This window comes from Marinobacter azerbaijanicus (genome assembly GCF_030250645.1).
GTDB classification, from domain to species: domain Bacteria; phylum Pseudomonadota; class Gammaproteobacteria; order Pseudomonadales; family Oleiphilaceae; genus Marinobacter; species Marinobacter azerbaijanicus.
On record NZ_JASSVS010000014.1, the window covers coordinates 29,877 to 46,832 of the forward strand.

The window sequence follows — 16,956 nt, forward strand, 5'->3', positions numbered from 1 at the left end:
AATCTCAGAATTAGCAAGTCAAATAAATAGTCGACCACTTATTATAAAAGGTGGCCGACTATTTATTGCGCATTAAATATATAAAAATTTGCCTCCCCATCTCACCATTATCACTCTTTCATTTGTCTCTCAAGATTAACCATCCAAGAAACATCCATTTGACAACCAATACCGTTAACAACGGCAAGAGAACCCATTGGGCGAGAGGCAGTACACCGGTGCCTGTCCATGTGAACACGGGCATCATTTCGCTATAATTCCACCTGCCGCCTTTCCCTGTTGCCCAGTACTCAAAAAGGATCGTTACAAGCAGCCCGACAGCAAGGTAAACCGACAGGCGGGTTCGTCTCCAGCCACTCACTACCCAAAACCAATCCCTTGATATCAATGCCGCAACTGCATATGCGCTAATGGCTATATTGGCATCTCCGATAGTGGCACGGGTGCATAACCACACCACATCCCAGTGACGAGCTTCAGTCATATCGGTAAAGAACGGAACCTGCACCATTTCCCAAAAAAAGTGCAGAAAAAAACTGACGCCCCAGATCATCAGGGCAAGCACAACCACAGATCGCGGACGCAGGACAACATTCAGAAAAACCACTGCACCTCCATCAGCCCCAGCGGCTCTAATCTCCCGTATTCGCTGTCGTCGTCACCTCCGAACCACTGCGCACCGGCGGTAACATAGATTTCCCGGTTGAGTGGGAGGTTCCAGGTAGACCGGGGGTAAAGTACCCAACTGGTATCATCCGCATTGCGAATAGCCACCACCCGATACTGCCAGAACGGGTTGATATCCTGCCATACCAGTAGCCCGGCATAATGGCCCCCGGTATACAATGGGCGGGTGGAAACCAGCCTCAAGAGGTTCAGGTTTTCCGGCGGTGGGGGCTGACCGTTGTAGAAATACTCCAGTGCCAGGTTGAAACCGTTGCGAAACGCCCAGTTCAGATCTGCTACGCCCTGCCAGTAACTGTCGCCAGTATCTGCTTCGCTCCAGACGAGCTCAGTACGCCAACCGGTGCCCGCCACTGAGCCACTGCCGCTGATGCCCGCCCTGGTCGCACCGGCGAACTCGCCTACCATCACGCCTACATCGACTCCGGCAACAAAACGCTTGGCCCTCGCCGCCGTGCTGGCATCTGTGTCATTGTGTTGCGGCGCATGAACGGCACTGATGCGGCCGGTTGCGCCCCAGGACGTATCCCATAGCAACGCGTCCACGCCAATCCGTTCATCAGGCTCCAGCTGGAGCGGGCTGACAGGGTTGAGGATATCCATGGGGTTCCAGATCAGGGCCGTGGACCAGTTCACCTGTTGGCGCCCTAGTCGGAAATCGCCGGCTGATGAACGCCACTGTATCGTGCCACGGTATAACTGATGGTGAGCCAATACATCCCCCGATTCATGCACCTCCCCCTGCAGATCCCAGTAGCGTGGGTCGGGGGAATCCCTGAGCAGGGCGAATTCCGGGCTGTCCAGGAAACTGCCTGTCACCAGTTCCAGATCGTAAGCCGCATCCAGAACCCAGTCCTGATATCGATAGCGAGGTTCCAGACGCAGGCGGGTAAGGTTCGAGAAGTAACGATCGTCATCAACCAGCGAGCGCGCCCCGGCACTGAGGTTCTTGAGCGATCCGGAATGGCTGAAGTCAGCCGCAGCGTTTGAAGCCAGCATTAGCCAAACCAGGCCCACCGCCACCAATGGAGCGCGACTAACCATGCCGAATGGCCTCCACCGGGTCCAGTCGTGAAGCCCGCCACGCCGGGTACAGCGCTACCAGCACGGAACACAGGAACAACAGCAGGCTGGGAAGCCAGATATGATCGAGAATCAGCACCGGATAGATGCGATCGGTAACGCCGGGGATGGCCTCCAGAGCACCGCTGATCGAGGACAGATCAATGCCGGTAGTGCCAAGCCAGTGAACAAGCAGGCTGCCGACCACCGTTCCTGCCAGCATTCCCAGAACTGCCAGAAAGAACGCCTCAAACAAAATCGTCAGTTGCAGCTGCCCCCCTCTGGTGCCCAATGCCAGCATCACGCCCAGTTCCGGGGTGCGTTCCATCACTGACATTACCATGGTGTTCATGACACCAATGGCGACTACGACAAAGACCACTGACAGGATGAGATGGAAATCCACCTGACTCATTTCCACCATTTGCACGACGACCGGGAGCAAGGCTTCCCAGTCCTGGGCCACCAGCCCGTGTTCAGCCAGGGACCGGTTCAGGGCTAGCGCCAGGGCCCCACTCTCTGAGCGGTCTGACAACCTCAGCACAATCCGTGAAACTTCGTCTTCCTGCAGTCCACCCAGGTTTCGGGCAGTATTGATATCGATAAATGCATACTCGGTGTCGAACAGGTCACTGCCGGTGCGGTAGATACCGCGAATGGCCTGGGCACTGGAGGACAGATCGCCACCAGCCTGCTGAACCGTGATCACCAGCTTATCCCCCAACCGGGCATTTATCTCCTCGGCCAGTTTTTGCCCGATCACAATCCCGCTCTCTCCGGGCTGAACGTAAGTGCCCTGCTCCATGTACCCGGAAAGCTCCGTGACGTCCTGCTCCTGTTCAGCTGCAATACCCACCAGTTCTACCGGAAGGCTTTTGCCGGGGTTTGCCACCATGGCTCTGAGCACCACCCGGGGTGCGGCGGCTTCGACTTCTGGCCGCTCCTGCAATCGCTGGCGCAGCACCTGGCTGTCAGCAATGCGCAGGGCCGGCGAAAGATCGACATCGTGCCCCTCCTCCATCACCTGGACATGCCCGCTGAGCTGCTGCGTCGAGTTATGGATCATCTGCTCGAAGAAGCCATCGGCGAAGGCGTACAGAAACAGATAGGCGGCCAGCCCGAACGCCGTGGCCGATGCGGTAATCACCGACCGGCGAGGATTGCGGAACACCGAGCGAAGTGCCATTTGCGCAAAAATCAGCAGCCGGTGGTCAGACGTCACCTCCCAGTGGATTCTGCGGATACGATTGATGACATTGCGCCGCGCACCCATCGCCTCCAGCGGGCTGTTGCGGCTGGCTTTCCAGGCCGGGAGCAGTGCCGCCAGCAGGGCCACCGACACCACTACAATGCCAATCACCACCAGGCGGGAGAATTCGATGGTGGGATAGACGATGCTGCTCAGCCCCGGCATGGTATCCATGGCCTTGATATAGGCACTGAAGTCCAGCCCTTGGGAACCAAAGTAGCCGGTCAGTGACAGCCCCAGCACTACCCCCAACAGGTAACCCAGGCCGGCCAGAATCGTCGTTTCCAGAAGCACCAGCCAGATAATCCGGCTGCTGGGCGTACCCAGAGCCATCATTACACCGAATTCCCGGCCACGTTCCAGCACCGACATCAGAATGGTATTGACGATGCCGGCCGCCACCACCACAAACACCACGAAGATCACGATGTAGGCGACGGCGTCGTGAAACGCGACCATTTGCACCAGCGAAGGCATCAGCGCCGGCCAGCCCAGGACTTCCACATTGCGGCCCTGCAGCTGATTTTGCAGGCTATCAACCACCGCTTCGAGCTGGTCAGAGCCCTCTACGCGGGCAGCAATCTCGGTAAATCGACCTTCAAAGGCATACAGTGCCTGGGCGGATGCCAGCGGCATCTGGGCTACAAAGCCATCAATACGTTTGATGCCGGTTTCGAAAACACCCACCACCTCGAACCGGTCTGCGCCAATGGAGCCGTCCGCTGCCTGGACCACCAACACCAGTTCGTCTCCCGGGGAGGTGCTCAGGGCACTGGCGGCGTCCACGCCCATAACGATCTCATTATCCCCCTCCAGATAGCGGCCGCGGATGATCGACCGATCAAGCCGGGTTACCTGCGGCTCTTTTGTGCTGTCGACCCCCATTACCTGCAAAGCCCGTGACTCGTCGGCATGGCTGGCCAGCGCATTGCCCGTCACCCTGGGAGTGGTCGCTGCGACACCGGTTACGGAGGACATTTCCTCAGCAAGGTTCCAGCGCTCGGCAACGGCAATATTCATTTCCCGGTCGTCGTGAAATCCGCGCTGGTGCACTTTCAGGTCGCCGGTTACATAACCGGTCATGTTGTTGATCATCTGGACATTGATGCCGTCGATAAAAGCCCATAGAAACACCAGCCCGCCCACACCGACGGCCACCGACAACAGCGTAATGCCGGTACGCCGACGATTGACGCGCAGATTGCCAAACGCCAGGCGCAGCCACGCGATCACGATCGCAGCTCCTCACGCTCAACACCGCCATCCCGCAGATGAATCACGCGACGCGCCCGCTCCATCACCATCGGATCGTGGGTGGAAAACACAAAGGTAATACCGTGCTCCGCATTCAGCCCCCGCATCAGGTCCAGCAGGGCCGCACCGGTGGCGGAGTCGAGATTGGCGGTTGGCTCATCGGCCAGGACAATGGCGGGTTTGCTAACGATGGCCCTGGCCACCGCAACACGTTGTTGCTGGCCGCCGGAGAGTTCATGGGGCAGACGCTGCTCCATCCCCTGCAGCCCGACCTCCGCGAGAATGCGCCGGGCCTCGGCCCGTCGTTCCCGAAACGGAACGCCGCGAAGCATCAGCACGTACTCCACATTCTCCTGAGCCGACAAGACGCCGATCAGGTTGTATTCCTGAAACACAAAGCCGATTTTCCACAACCGCAGAATGGTGCGCTTCTTGCGGCTGAGCCCGGTGATTTCCTCACCCGCCACCTGAATGCGCCCCGCATCCGGTTCGTCCAGGGCCCCGATCTGGTTTAACAGGGTAGTCTTGCCCGAACCCGATGGCCCCACCAGCGTTGTGAACTCACCGGGCTCGATCGCCACGGATACATCGTTCAGCGCCTTGACGGCGATTGAGTCCTGCTGATAAATCCGCGACACATGCTGAACATTGACGATGCTCATAGCGGGGTCTCATTCCGGGTTGCGCAGGCGACGCAATGAGAAAAGCGCTTCGTCTACAGGACTATCGAATTCGATGGATTCAATGCGGATGACCGTGCGAGATGCAGGATTATCCGCGTCTACCATCGTCCAGCGGGTAGGGATCAGACGCCCGTCCATGGTTTTTATCTGGTCATAGGTCAACCGTTTGACGACCTGATCACGCTCGCCGTAGTAGGTCACCGACACGGGAATCGCGTCCGAGCGAATTTCGAATTCAAGCTTGCTCCAGACAACCGGCGCGTCGGGCCGTGGTGTTGAGACGATCCGGTACACCGGCACCTCGCCAGAATCATCTACCCCGGCAACCTCATGGGTGTAGTCGTCGACAAAGGAGCTTTCCTTGACCAGATCATCATTGCTGAAGTTGGACCCCATCCATGGCTGCAGCATCATTGACGGTGGAATCTTGATGGTGCGATCAACTTTGGGAAGGTAATTCCACATGGCATCGCCGATTCTCAGCGAGCCAACGCCAGCCTCTTTCTTCGGCGAGTGAATCCGGATCAAGGTGTGATCCGGCCGATCCATCCAGGCTTCCAGTTGCAGTTCACGGGTCCAATACTCACTCTCTATACGCATGACGTACTGACCGTGGTTACTGTCTGACCACAGGGTCTGTTCCATGCCTTCGATCAAGGAAACAGCCGAGGGAGTAGCCGCGATAAGACGAGCCGATATGGCAAAAACAAGAAGAGCGCTTATCCAGAATCTCATTGACCAAGTCCTTACTCAGTTATCTTCGGGCCTGGTGTCGCGTTTCCCACAACGTCATCGCGCGTCAATCGAAATCTGATGACCTATCCCGCCCAGTGGAATCTCATCTACCGTAGCAAGGGAAACCGGATCCAGTACCCAGAGCTTTGCCTCACCGCGACTGGTTACCAGTATCTGGCCATCCACAGGGGAAACTGCCAGGTGATAGGGAGCCGGTGTCAGCTGCATACTTTTTCGCGAGTTATGTCTGAGCTCTATGCGAACGATTCTTTCATCGCCCTGGCTGGTCGCAAAAAGAACCTCCCCATCGGCACTCACGCCCAGGCCATGAGGCGCCTCCCCGATTTCGTAACGTGCAGTGACAGCACCTTCAGACAGCATGAGAGCAACCGCTTCACCGGCGGCAGCGTCATTGATGTAAAGATGATCCTCGTCGGGAGCGAGCACCATGTGCTCGGGTGCCCCGCCTGTGCGTACATTTCGCTTAACAAACCAGTTCCGGGTATCCACCTCGCTAACGGTGCCATTACCGGTATTGCTGACGAACAATGTCTGGCCGTCGCCCGTCGTCGCTATGTAGTTGGGAGAAGGGCCAGTCGCGATGACTTCAACGACTTCTCCGGAATCAAGATCAACAACACTGATACCCCCATCCGTCGGATGTGTGGAAACGGCGTGGCGACCATCCTGTGTGACCAGAACATGATGCACTGGCCCCGGCACTTCAAACACGCTGTCAATTTCGTTGGTACTGGTATCCACCACGTAAATACGCCCCGTACCTGGTTGCTTCGGAACCGTGCCGCCCTGTGCCCCATGGTGGGAGGCGTGCTCATCTTCCGTGACACCCTCTGGACGAACGGGCGGCTCCTGATTGTCATGGGCCGTCAAACTGCCCACAATAAGATAGCGACCATCCGGAGTCAGTGCGGAACCATGGGTATTGACCGTGCCAGAAATCGTCGACGTCAGACGATGGCTTTCCAGGTCCATAACACCTATGGAATCTGCAGACCCCATGGGAATGAAGGCGCGACTGCTGCCCGCCGACACTGCCAGTGACAGGCCCATTAAAAGTAAAGCGGTAAGGCCTGCAAACCACTGCTTGCGCAACTGATGTTTCATAAGATCACCTTGTGATCGGAATAACGGGGGAACAAAAAGACTGCTTCAGTTCGAGTTGAACACGCCAAGCTGAAACAGAGCTGAAAACCATTCCGGAAGATGCATCTATTTGACGTGGATCAGTATCACCAGCAAACGCCCGGCTTTAGACCAGGAATCAGATTTCACCCATTTGGTAAAGCAACTCCCTGACAGTGGTGTCCGAATGCACGACGAAACCAGAAATAGCCAGCAAACAGCCAGTACCAATGCAGCTCTGCTTAATCGTCATTGTTACTGCATTACCCTTGATCAAGATGCCCTCAACTCAAATCTTCGGGACCAGTTTTCCAACGCTGGCATTGGTTTCCCGGCGACAGCGATCCCGGAGCTTGATCATTTCTTTTCGGACACCGCCGTTTTTGTCCCCAAGAGCGATATTTTGACGATGGAGGGAGTCGTCCAGGCCATCGAGAAAGCCAGCAAACTACCGTCTTACCTGACACAGGTTCTGTCCTGGGCTCCAGACATCGCACAGTTCGATCCCGGCCCTGTCGGGGCATTTATGGGCTATGACTTTCACCTGGGGCCCGAAGGACCTCAACTGATCGAGGTCAACACCAATGCCGGCGGTGCTTTTCTTAACGCTGTGCTCGCCCGGGCTCAAAGCCGATGCTGCCAGCCACCTCGACATTCGCCGGTGACCAGTCCGGCGTTGGAGAGGTTCGACGATGCCGTCGTCAACATGTTCAAACAGGAATGGCAAAGGCAGCTTGCAGACTCGATACCCGAGCGACTGGCCATCGTGGATGATGCCCCGAAGAGCCAGTTCATGTTCCCGGAATTCCAGCTGGCCCAGCGACTTCTTATGGCCCGGGGAATAGAAACCCTGGTCCTAGACCCTGCCGAGTTCGAGTATGCCAATGGTGAACTTACCGCCGGTGGAAAACGCATTGATATGGTGTACAACAGGCTGGTGGATTTCGCACTGGAAGCTCCGAACCATGCGACCTTAAGACAGGCCTATCTCGACGGTGCCGTCGTCGTAACGCCCAACCCGCGAACCCACGCCGTGCTGGCCGACAAACGGAACCTGACTCTCTTGTCAGACTCACAGACATTGCGTGAATGGGGACTGGATACGAAGAACGTGGAGATACTGGAAAGGGCTGTTCCAAAGACCAGGCTGGTTTCGAGGGATGACGCGACAGAGTTGTGGCGTGATCGCCGTGGCCTCTTTTTCAAGCCGGTGGCAGGCCATGGCAGCAAAGGTGTTTACCGGGGTGACAAACTGACCCGCCGCGTTTTCGAAAACATTCTCGAGGGCGATTATATTGCGCAGGACCTCGTCCCTCCGGGAGAGCGAGGTCTCAAAATTGATGACACGGTAACCACCGGAAAGGTCGACATTCGCCTGTACACCTACGATGGAACAACGCTGCTTACCGCTGCCCGCATCTACAAAGGGCAGACCACCAACTTTCGAACGCCCGGAGGCGGGTTTGCCCCGATTTTTCAGGTTTAGGTCGGCATTGGCCTAAACGATGAAAAGCTGGGCCGCCAGGCCGATAATAAGCGTAGCCGCAAACGCTGTAATCACCACGATTCCATGCCATGGGTCCGTTGCAGCGGACGCTGACTCCCCAGCCCTGTACATCGGCACGATAATTCGCAGATAGACCGCCAGCGACAGCACGCTGTTGACAATCGCCACCACAGCCAGCCAGGTAAACTGGGCATCGATGGCAGCGCCGAAGAGCATGAATTTGCCAACGAAGCCGGCCAATGGCGGAATGCCGACCAGCGACAGCAGGAAAATCACCATTGCGATTCCCATCAACGGTCGCGTGCGCCCCAACCCCTCAAAATCACTCAGAGTGCGCCCGGTGGTGGCAGCAGCCGCGAAAGCGCCCAGGTTCATGGCCGCATAGGCAGCGGCAAACAGAATGATTGAAGGCAAGGCAAGCTCACTGGAGCCCACCGCCAGGATGCCCAGAAGGAAATAGCCTGACTGGGCAATAGACGAATAGGCCAGTAGCCGGACAATATTGTCCTGCACCAGTGCAGCAAGATAGCCGTAGGTCATGCTCAGCACGGCCAGGCCCGCCATGACCGCAGCCCAGCCGGTTTCCGGCGGCAGGTCACGAACCACCTGAGTCAGCGCAAACAGGGCGCCAATCTTGGGCACGACCGACAGGTAGGCGGCAATCGACAACGGGGCGCCCTCGTAGGCGTCGGGTGCCCAGAAGTGGAACGGAACCAGCGATGCCTTGTACCCCAGGCCCACAACCACAGCCACGAACCCGAGAATAACGGCCAGCGGCATCGTGTCCATGGCCGGCAGATCAGCGATCAGCGTAGAGCCGGAGGCACCGAACCAGTAGCTCAGGCCGAAAATCATGATGGCAGTGGTGACTGAAGCGAACACAAAGAATTTCATGGCGGCTTCGGTCGCCGGGTCGGTGTCCGGATAGGCGACCAGGGCGAACGTGGCCAAACCGGTCAGCAGTGTGCCCAGCACCAGAAACATGGTGTCCCCTGCCCCCGCCAGCACCAGGGCGCCGAGAGTGGAAAAGATCAGCAGGCTGTAGACCGTACCCTCGCGGGCGCTCCCCCGGACATCCACCCGCGCCAGCAACATCGCAAGCACCGTAGCCGGCAGCAGGATGAGCTTGGCCCAGATGCTTAACGTGTCGATCCGGAAGCTGCCGCCAAATACCGTTGTGTCTGTGCCGAGCAGGCGCAGGGTTAGCCCGGTGCCAACGACCAGGCCGATGACGGCAATGATCAGCGAAATCCGGGGCCGGCGCAGCATCTCCGCGATCAGGGCACCGACAGCCGTCAACAGAACGGCAATTTCCGGAATGATTAATGCGAGATCACGACCCATTACAGCACCAGTGCCGATGTGGTCCGATGAATAACGTCCAACACCCAGGACGGCGCCACGCCAGTGGCAACGGTGAGCACCAGCAGGGGCGCCACCGCAAGAATTTCGCGCGGGCTCAGATCCGGCATTTTGTTCCAGCGATCCCGGGGCTCACCCAGAAAGGTTTCACGCAGTGCCTTGAGAAAGGTTCCGGCGATAATGGCAATACCCAGAATCACCACAACCGCGATGGGAGTGGTGCCCAGGGTGGCGAGAAATATCTGGAACTCAGCCGGGAAGTGCGCCAGGCCAGGGAGACCCAGAGACGCGAAAGCCGCCAGTACAAAGGACCAGCCAAGCAACGGAACCGTTTTGAGCAGGCCGCCAAACTCCCCCATTTCGCGGGTATGGGCGCGCTCCTGAATCATGCCCACCAGGAAGAACAGGGCACCGGTGACCAGGCCGTGACTGAACATCTGCAGCACGGCGCCGTCGAGAGCGGTCGCACGCACGGCAGGATCCAGCGTTAGCGCAGCCGCAGAGACGCCGACGATCACGTAGCCCATGTGATTAACTGAGGTATAGGCCACCAGGCGCTTGAGATCGGTCTGCGCCAGGGCGGCAAAGGCGCCGTAAATCGCGCTGACGACACCGAAAACCAGAACAACGATGCCGGCTTCGCGGAACGCCTCGGGAGTCATTTGCAGCGCGAAGCGCACCAGCCCGTAAGTGCCGAATTTCAGCATGATGCCAGCCAGGATGACGCTACCAACGGTCGGTGCCTGCACGTGTGCCGCAGGTAACCAGGTATGCAGGGGTATCGCAGGAATCTTGACCGCAAAGGTGATCAGCATGGCGATCAGCGCCCACATGGCCGCAGCTCCCTCCAGCGGTGGATTGGCAATCCAGGCCCGCATATCGAAGGTGGGATCAGGGCTACCGAGGTAAAGCCCCAGAATCGCAAGCAATAATGGCAGGCTGCCCAGCAGGGTGTAGATAAAGAACATCAGGGCGGCGCGCTGCCGGTCTTCATGTCCCCATCCGGCAATCATGAAATACATCGACACCAGGGAAACTTCGAAAAAGACGTAGAACAGGATCCCGTCGAGGGCGGTAAAGGTACCAATCGCCGTAGTTTCAAGAAGCAGGATCAGGGCCACATAGGCACGCGGGCGATCACGAAGCGACGACGTGTAGATGAAAGAAACCAGGAAAAGCACGGCACTCAGCAGCACCAGCGGCAGGCTGATGCCATCAACCCCGACCCGGTAGGCGGCGCCAATGGCTGGCATCCATTCCAGCTCTTCGACCTGGGAAAAGCCGTCACCACTCACGCCCTGCAGCCACATGGCCAGAGCGCCGACCAGAGTCAGGGCGGCACTGACGATCGCTATGCCGTGCACCGTCCGTGCCGTCGGCTTCGGCAAACACAGAATCAGCACAGCGCCGACGAGTGGCAAGAACAGGGTCAGAGATACGAGTGGTAGCATGAGTACAGGGTTCCTTTAGAAACTCAGTGAAGCTGAAAACAGGATGGCCAGGAGCACAGCGGTGGCGACGGCGCTGATCGCCAGGCTGTGATGGATCAGGCCGCTTTGCAGGGTTCTCGCCCGCGCGCCGAGGGCCCGCACACCGGCCACCAGGGCGAAGATCAGGCCGTCGATACCACGCTCATCCCCGCCCCGAACCCAGCGACCCACCGCCAGATTGGCGCGGCCGACGCCAAGCACGGCCAGATACAAACGTTGTTCCAGGCGCTCGCCCCCACGGGCAAGGTTGACAGCTGCATGGCCGACGCCAAGCGCGGCCGCGTACAAATGGTCTTCCAGACGGTCACACCGCCGGGCAACAGCCATTGCGGGCCGGCCTATACAGGCGGTCAGGCCTCCCGCAACCACCAGCCCCGATTCTGCCCATTGATGGGCAGGCCCAAGCAGACGCTTGACCGGCACCAGCCAGCCCAACGCCAGACCACCCAATGCAGCGACGAGTCCGGACAATATGGCGCCCATACCTGCGGTTTCCGGAGCCGGCAGATCAAGCATTGTTTCGAGTGGACCAAAGGCCAGACCCAGGCCAGCGGCGGGGATCGCCAGACCCCAGATGCCAGCGCGCATCCAGCCAGTACCGGCGACCGGCCGGGTATCGCCGGAGCCCCGCCAGAGCAAACGTAAAGCCCGGGCCATATAGGCGCCGGTCAGCAGAGTGCCTGCCAGGGCCAGAGGGACGAGCCAGACGGCGCCCGGCGCAGACAGAGCGGCGGCGATCACCGCATCCTTGGAGAAGAACCCGCTCAGCGGTGGGATGCCGGCCAGTGCCAGTGCTGCCAGCGCAAAGCCGGCGAAGGCCCAGGGCCTGGCGCGGCCAACGCCCTTCAACTGATCGAAACCGGTACCCTCGCGGGCATGCTGGAAGTCGCCAGCGGCCAGGAACAGGCTGCTCTTGATGGCGGCATGGGCGAGCAGATGCAACAGCGCGGCCAGCGGAACGCCGGCGCCTACGGCAATCAGCATCAGGCCGTATTGGCTGGCCGTGGAAGCCGCGAGCAGGCGTTTGAGATCACGCTCGGCAAGCGCAATCACCCCAGCCGCCACCGTGGTGATACCACCGACAAGCCCGACAGCGAAAAGCGCTTCAGGCGTCAGTAGCGGGGCCGACCGTATCAGCAGGATGGCGCCAGCAGCGACCAGCGTGGCCGAGTGCAACAGTGCCGAGACCGGTGTCGGGCCTGCCATGGCACGCATCAGCCAGTCCTGCAGGGGAACCTGGGCCGACTTGCCCATGGCGGCCAGCAGCAACAGAAGCCCGGCGGCGGTCGAGGCACTAACGCCAGCGTCCAGAGAGGCGGCAATCTCGCTGGTACCTGCCGACCCGATAAGCATGAATACCGCAACGTAAAGCCCGAGATCCGCGCTGCGGGTATAGAGAAAAGCTCGGCTGGCTGCGTTCGCAGCTTCAGGACGCTGGAACCAGAAGCCGATCAGCAGGTAACTGCACAAACCGATCAGCTCCCAGGCCGCCAGTAGCAGAATCCAGTCGCCAGCCAGCACCAGCGCCTGCATGGTGGCCAGGAACAGCGACATTACAGCATAGAAGCGCGCCTGCCCGGACTCCCGCTTCATATAACCGACGGCATAAATCAGCACGAAGGTTCCGACCGTAGCCACCGCCACACTCAGCAGAGCCGTCATTGGCCCAGCGACCAGACGCAGTGGCATGTCCGGCAGCCCGGGCAGAATCAGTGGTTGGGCCTGGCCGTCAACGACCCCGGCCAGAAGCCAGAGACTGCCTGCCAGGCTGAGCGCCACACCAGCCAGGGCCAGCGCGGCTCCACCACGGCGTAGTATCAACGCGGCCAGGGCGGCGATCAGCGGCGGCAGTATGGGCAGGAGCACTGCATTCATCCTTTGAGGTCCTCTGCTTCTTCCATCTCGACCGAGCCCTTGGCCCGGAAGCGGGCAATGGCGACGCCAAATCCGACCGCCATCTCCAGTGCCATGACCGTCATCACCACCAGCACGAACATCTGGCCGGAATAGGCCTCGGGGTGCAGAAAGCGCCAGAAAGCGACGAGATTCACCATGGCGCCCGCCAGCATCAGCTCCACGCCCATCATGATCATCACCAGATTGGTCTGGGACAGCGCGCCATAGATACCGATACCAAACAGGATGGCGCCGGTCAGAAGCGCTACTATCAGAACTACGGTCATTCCGAGGCCTCCTTGTCGTCTTTACTCGCCAGGTTTTTCACAGGTATTGCCACCGCCGTGGCGGCAATCATCGCGGTCAGGATGGTGATGCCGGCAGTTTCGAAGATCATCATAGAGCGCCCAAGCAGCTCCATCCCCAGCTCCCGCGTCTGCGCTTCCGCGTCCGCCACCTGCTCGGCTGCGGGACCCCAGTCGGACAACAGCGCAACGGCGATAGCGACAACGGCCGCACTCACCCCGGCACCGATCGAAAAACGCTTTTGATGGCTCATGTCCATACCGCCAAGGCCACCGGGATCCATCATGAACATAACCATGAAGATGGCCATGATGCTCATCTCCGTGGCCATCATCATGATCTGCAGTACACCCAGAAATTCGGTCTGCATCGCCAGAAACATGCAGCCGACGGCAGTCTGTGAAAACAGCAGCGCCAGCGCGGAACGGACCATGGATGACGTGCGAAACACCACCACGCCGAAGCCGATGGCGGCCAGCCCGAAAACGGCAACAAAAAAAGCCTGTGCGTACATCAGGGAACCACCAGGATCAGTAAACCGACAATAATGATATTAACCAGCGCCAGGGGAATCCCGAGAACCCAGCACCACCGCATCAGATCCGCCTCGCGAATGCGTGGCAGGTAGCGGCCGGCCAGCAGCATCGACACGGCCACGGCCAGGGTCTTGATCAGGCTCCAGGCCCAGGGCGGCAGCAGCGGGCCGTACCAGCCACCGAGATAGAACACCGTGGTCGCGGAGGCCAGGGTAACCACCAGCGTCAGGCGAGCCAGACGCAGCACTGCCAGGCGCACGCCGGTGTACTCGGCATCCACACCCCCGCCAAGCTCCCCCTCCGCGGTGGGCAGATCGAATGGCGCGCGAAACGCAAGCGCCATGGCGGCAATGAAGAACAGCACAAAGCCCAGGGGTTGGTAGACAATGTTCCACAGGCTCTCCTGGGAACCAACGATCGCAGTGTTCACCAGAGACTCAGCGCGCATGGCCACGGCCGTGATCGGCATGACAATAAGCATGGAATAGGCAATAAGCTGGCCCAGAAAGCGCCAGCCGCCGATCATCGCGTAGGCGCCATCCGGTCCCCAGCCCGCCATGATCACCGCGACCAGCACATAGGCCAGGGCCGCATTGATGAAGAGCCCGCCGGTGCCGAGGTCCGCGATGACCAGATCCGGCGCCAGCGGCAGGACCGCCATACCAAGCACCGCCACAACCAATAGCAGCACTGGCGCCGCCTCGAAAAAGACCCTGTCTGGCGAGCGCGGCAGAATGGATTCACGACCGAGGTGAGCCAGGCCGCTGTAAAGTGGCGCGGCCGGACTCAGGCGGCCAGTTGTGATCCAGCCCTCGATGACGGCCAGCAGCCAGGCGCTGCCAAACAATGCCAACAAAACGATAGCGATGGTCACGAGATTACCTCCCAGGGCGAAAGATCCAGCGATCCGACCGCTAACAGCGCGTCGCCCAGCTCCCGGCCCTCAACAAGCTTCGGGACCAGGTCGATATGGTGACTGCAGGCAGTGTCCAGCTCGTATGACTTCACCTTTCCACGCTCCAGTTTCAGACTTAACCGGGCCTCGCCGCGGGGAGTGTCAACAGTTGCCTCACCGGTACCTGACACATCACCAATGTCGCGTAGGGATGGCAGCTCGGGCTCCCCGCTCGACCTGATAAGTTCGAGGCTGGCCGAAATCTCGGCCAGGCGTTGCCACAGGCGAGCCCAGGCATCTCCGCCTTCATCCGCAGCACGCGCTACTGGGCCGCGCAGGTCAGAAGAGTCGATTGGCAGTATGCCAATACCTTTCAGCCGTGACTTGAGCAAAGGTGTTCGCTCAAGGCGGGTACCCAATGCACGCAGCGCTGGCTCCAGCTCACCAAGCCTGTTCCGATCAGCGTCTCTGACTTGCAGTTGCAGAGTCGAAGCCCGCTGCGTCAGCCAGGCGAATCCGAGCTGGCGCCCCACTTGTGCCAGCCAACCCAGGTGACTGGCGATACGCTCACGCTCAAGGGCGCCATTGCGGGTACCGGCGTTCTCCGAATCGTCCTCCAGCCCAGCCGCTTTCTCGATTGCCAGACAGGCCAACAGACGGTAGCTCACCGGCGCCATTGGCATTGCCGAGGACAGATGCTCGATGAAGGTCCCGGCATCCATCTCTTTACTTTCTTCACTCCCTTCCCCCTCTGCACCGTCGGTGGTCATACCCACCAGGGAGGTCGCCTGCCCTTCGGTCACGCCGTCACCGTCGAGCGTCAGCGTCAACTTCAGACCACCGGGCAAGCCAGGAAAGACCGGACCGAATGGCACTTCAAGCCAGTCCATCTGCAGGCCGTCGGCGCTGCGGGGCAGGTCTTTGGTGACTTCAATCATCGACATGAATCCCGAGGCGCCATGACCGTGCCCTTCATGATCATGTCCACCGTGGTCACGTTCACTGTGATCATGGCCGGAGTGTTCATGTTCTGAGTGGTGTTCGTGATCATGGTGATCGTGATGTTCATGACCATGGTGATGCTCATGATCGTGGCCGTGATCATGTTGGTTCTGGTCCTCATGATCATGGCAGTGCTCGTGCTCGTGCTCGTGTTCTTCATGATCGTGGTGATGGTGATGTTCATGATCATGATGGTGTTCATGGTCGTGGCCATCTTCAGGCGTCGACTCCCCGGCTTCACGGGCAACCAGATCCATGCCACATTTAGGGCAGCTACCCGGCTCATCCTCGACAACTTCCGGGTGCATGGGGCAGACATACTCGATGCTTGCGTGCAGGACATCGGCGTCGAAATCCTCAGGTGAGTCCGCAAAGGCACCCTCAGCAAGTGCGTGCTCCAGACGACCAACAGCTTCGGTCAGCTCCTCCTGCGAGAGACCTGAGGAAATATCAGCACCGGGTAAAGTCGACGGTGCCTCTGCGCCAACCATGAGAACAGCCCGCGGTCGCGGCATCTGCGCGTAGAGCACGGCCACAGCATCGCCCATTTTCTCGGGCAACTCACCGATGATCAGCAGCACGCTGGCATCACGGGGCGTGGTACTGATGCGCAAACCTGTCGCGCTCACGTCCAGCCCATGCGCCAGGGCCACTTCCGGACCGGGAACGATCAGACAGCTCAGATTGCGCGCCAGCGCCCGGGAAACCAGCCCCTGCAGCACTGAGGACCGTTTCTGCCGCGCGCCCGTTACGTTTATTGCAGGATCAGAACTCATTGCCGCCTGAAAGCCCCCTGGCTCCACCCATAAAGCAGGCCAAGAAAGAGAATGGCAAGAAACACGCCCATATCAAGCAAAGCAACCATTCCTACTTCCTTGTAAACCACTGCCCATGGGTACATGAACGCCATCTCCATATCGAAGGCCAGAAACAGCAGCGCGTAACCATAGTAATGGGCGTGATAGCGCCCCCATACCGGATCCCGCGACAGCACTCCCGAACTCGCCGGCACATCTTTGCCCTGCTCCTGACGTGTCGGGCCTAACGTGCGGGCGAGCCCGTAAAGGCTCAGAACAAGACAAACGACGCCAAGCGCTATGCCCAGTAACAGAAGATATTGTTGCGCAGCGCTCATGGTTAACCTCCAGGCTC

The 16,956-nt window shown here is 59.3% G+C and carries 15 protein-coding genes; 1 reads left to right on the plus strand and 14 read right to left on the minus strand.

Features of this window, described 5'->3' with window-relative positions; genetic code table 11:
- Positions 1-118 precede the first annotated feature (118 nt).
- Genes QPM17_RS20140 through QPM17_RS20165 form a run of 6 tightly spaced genes read right to left on the minus strand, consistent with a single transcriptional unit; the run spans position 119 to position 6,792 of the window.
- Positions 119-607 (minus strand): hypothetical protein, encoded by a 489-nt coding sequence (locus tag QPM17_RS20140; protein WP_285393268.1) that lies wholly within the window; start codon positions 605-607, stop codon positions 119-121.
- A complete protein-coding gene (locus tag QPM17_RS20145) occupies positions 595-1,728 on the minus strand; it encodes a hypothetical protein (RefSeq protein ID WP_285393270.1) in 1,134 nt (377 codons plus the stop codon). The genes QPM17_RS20140 and QPM17_RS20145 overlap by 13 nt, the downstream gene beginning before the upstream one ends.
- A complete protein-coding gene (locus QPM17_RS20150; protein ID WP_285393271.1) occupies positions 1,721-4,228 on the minus strand; it encodes an FtsX-like permease family protein in 2,508 nt (835 codons plus the stop codon). Before QPM17_RS20150 ends, QPM17_RS20145 begins: the two co-directional genes overlap by 8 nt.
- Positions 4,225-4,911: an ABC transporter ATP-binding protein gene (locus QPM17_RS20155; RefSeq protein ID WP_285393273.1), complete on the minus strand. Its 687-nt coding sequence runs from the start codon at positions 4,909-4,911 to the stop codon at positions 4,225-4,227. The genes QPM17_RS20150 and QPM17_RS20155 overlap by 4 nt, the downstream gene beginning before the upstream one ends.
- A gap of 9 nt (positions 4,912-4,920) precedes the next feature.
- Entirely contained in the window at positions 4,921-5,667 is a 747-nt protein-coding gene (locus QPM17_RS20160; RefSeq protein WP_285393275.1) for an outer membrane lipoprotein-sorting protein, read from the minus strand.
- Positions 5,668-5,721: 54 nt separating this feature from the next.
- Positions 5,722-6,792: a YncE family protein gene (locus tag QPM17_RS20165; protein WP_285393276.1), complete on the minus strand. Its 1,071-nt coding sequence runs from the start codon at positions 6,790-6,792 to the stop codon at positions 5,722-5,724.
- Positions 6,793-6,997: 205 nt separating this feature from the next.
- Here QPM17_RS20165 and QPM17_RS20170 point away from each other — a divergent pair, with 205 nt between their 5' ends.
- Positions 6,998-8,296, plus strand: coding sequence for an ATP-grasp domain-containing protein (locus tag QPM17_RS20170; RefSeq protein WP_285393279.1), 1,299 nt, complete (start codon positions 6,998-7,000; stop codon positions 8,294-8,296).
- Between the two features lie 12 nt (positions 8,297-8,308).
- Here the strand turns inward: QPM17_RS20170 and QPM17_RS20175 are convergent, their stop codons facing one another.
- The 8 genes from QPM17_RS20175 to QPM17_RS20210 are packed head-to-tail and all read right to left on the minus strand — an operon-like array spanning position 8,309 to position 16,939.
- Positions 8,309-9,661 (minus strand): NADH-quinone oxidoreductase subunit N, encoded by a 1,353-nt coding sequence (locus tag QPM17_RS20175; protein ID WP_285393281.1) that lies wholly within the window; start codon positions 9,659-9,661, stop codon positions 8,309-8,311.
- Entirely contained in the window at positions 9,661-11,130 is a 1,470-nt protein-coding gene (locus QPM17_RS20180; protein ID WP_285393283.1) for a complex I subunit 4 family protein, read from the minus strand. Before QPM17_RS20180 ends, QPM17_RS20175 begins: the two co-directional genes overlap by 1 nt.
- Before the next feature lie 15 nt (positions 11,131-11,145).
- Positions 11,146-13,044 carry an NADH-quinone oxidoreductase subunit 5 family protein gene (locus tag QPM17_RS20185; RefSeq protein WP_285393285.1) on the minus strand — a complete coding sequence of 633 codons (1,899 nt, stop codon included), beginning with the start codon at positions 13,042-13,044 and terminating at the stop codon, positions 11,146-11,148.
- Positions 13,041-13,352, minus strand: a complete 312-nt coding sequence (nuoK, locus tag QPM17_RS20190) for an NADH-quinone oxidoreductase subunit NuoK (protein WP_119440980.1) — start codon at positions 13,350-13,352, stop codon at positions 13,041-13,043. Before nuoK ends, QPM17_RS20185 begins: the two co-directional genes overlap by 4 nt.
- The gene (locus QPM17_RS20195) at positions 13,349-13,885 is read right to left on the minus strand and encodes an NADH-quinone oxidoreductase subunit J family protein (protein ID WP_285393289.1); all 537 of its coding nucleotides are present in this window, start codon (positions 13,883-13,885) and stop codon (positions 13,349-13,351) included. The genes nuoK and QPM17_RS20195 overlap by 4 nt, the downstream gene beginning before the upstream one ends.
- Positions 13,885-14,781 (minus strand): complex I subunit 1/NuoH family protein, encoded by an 897-nt coding sequence (locus QPM17_RS20200; protein ID WP_285393291.1) that lies wholly within the window; start codon positions 14,779-14,781, stop codon positions 13,885-13,887. Before QPM17_RS20200 ends, QPM17_RS20195 begins: the two co-directional genes overlap by 1 nt.
- Positions 14,778-16,580, minus strand: coding sequence for a heavy metal-binding domain-containing protein (locus QPM17_RS20205; protein WP_285393293.1), 1,803 nt, complete (start codon positions 16,578-16,580; stop codon positions 14,778-14,780). The genes QPM17_RS20200 and QPM17_RS20205 overlap by 4 nt, the downstream gene beginning before the upstream one ends.
- Positions 16,577-16,939 (minus strand): NADH-quinone oxidoreductase subunit A, encoded by a 363-nt coding sequence (locus QPM17_RS20210; protein WP_285393295.1) that lies wholly within the window; start codon positions 16,937-16,939, stop codon positions 16,577-16,579. The genes QPM17_RS20205 and QPM17_RS20210 overlap by 4 nt, the downstream gene beginning before the upstream one ends.
- Positions 16,940-16,956 lie beyond the last annotated feature (17 nt).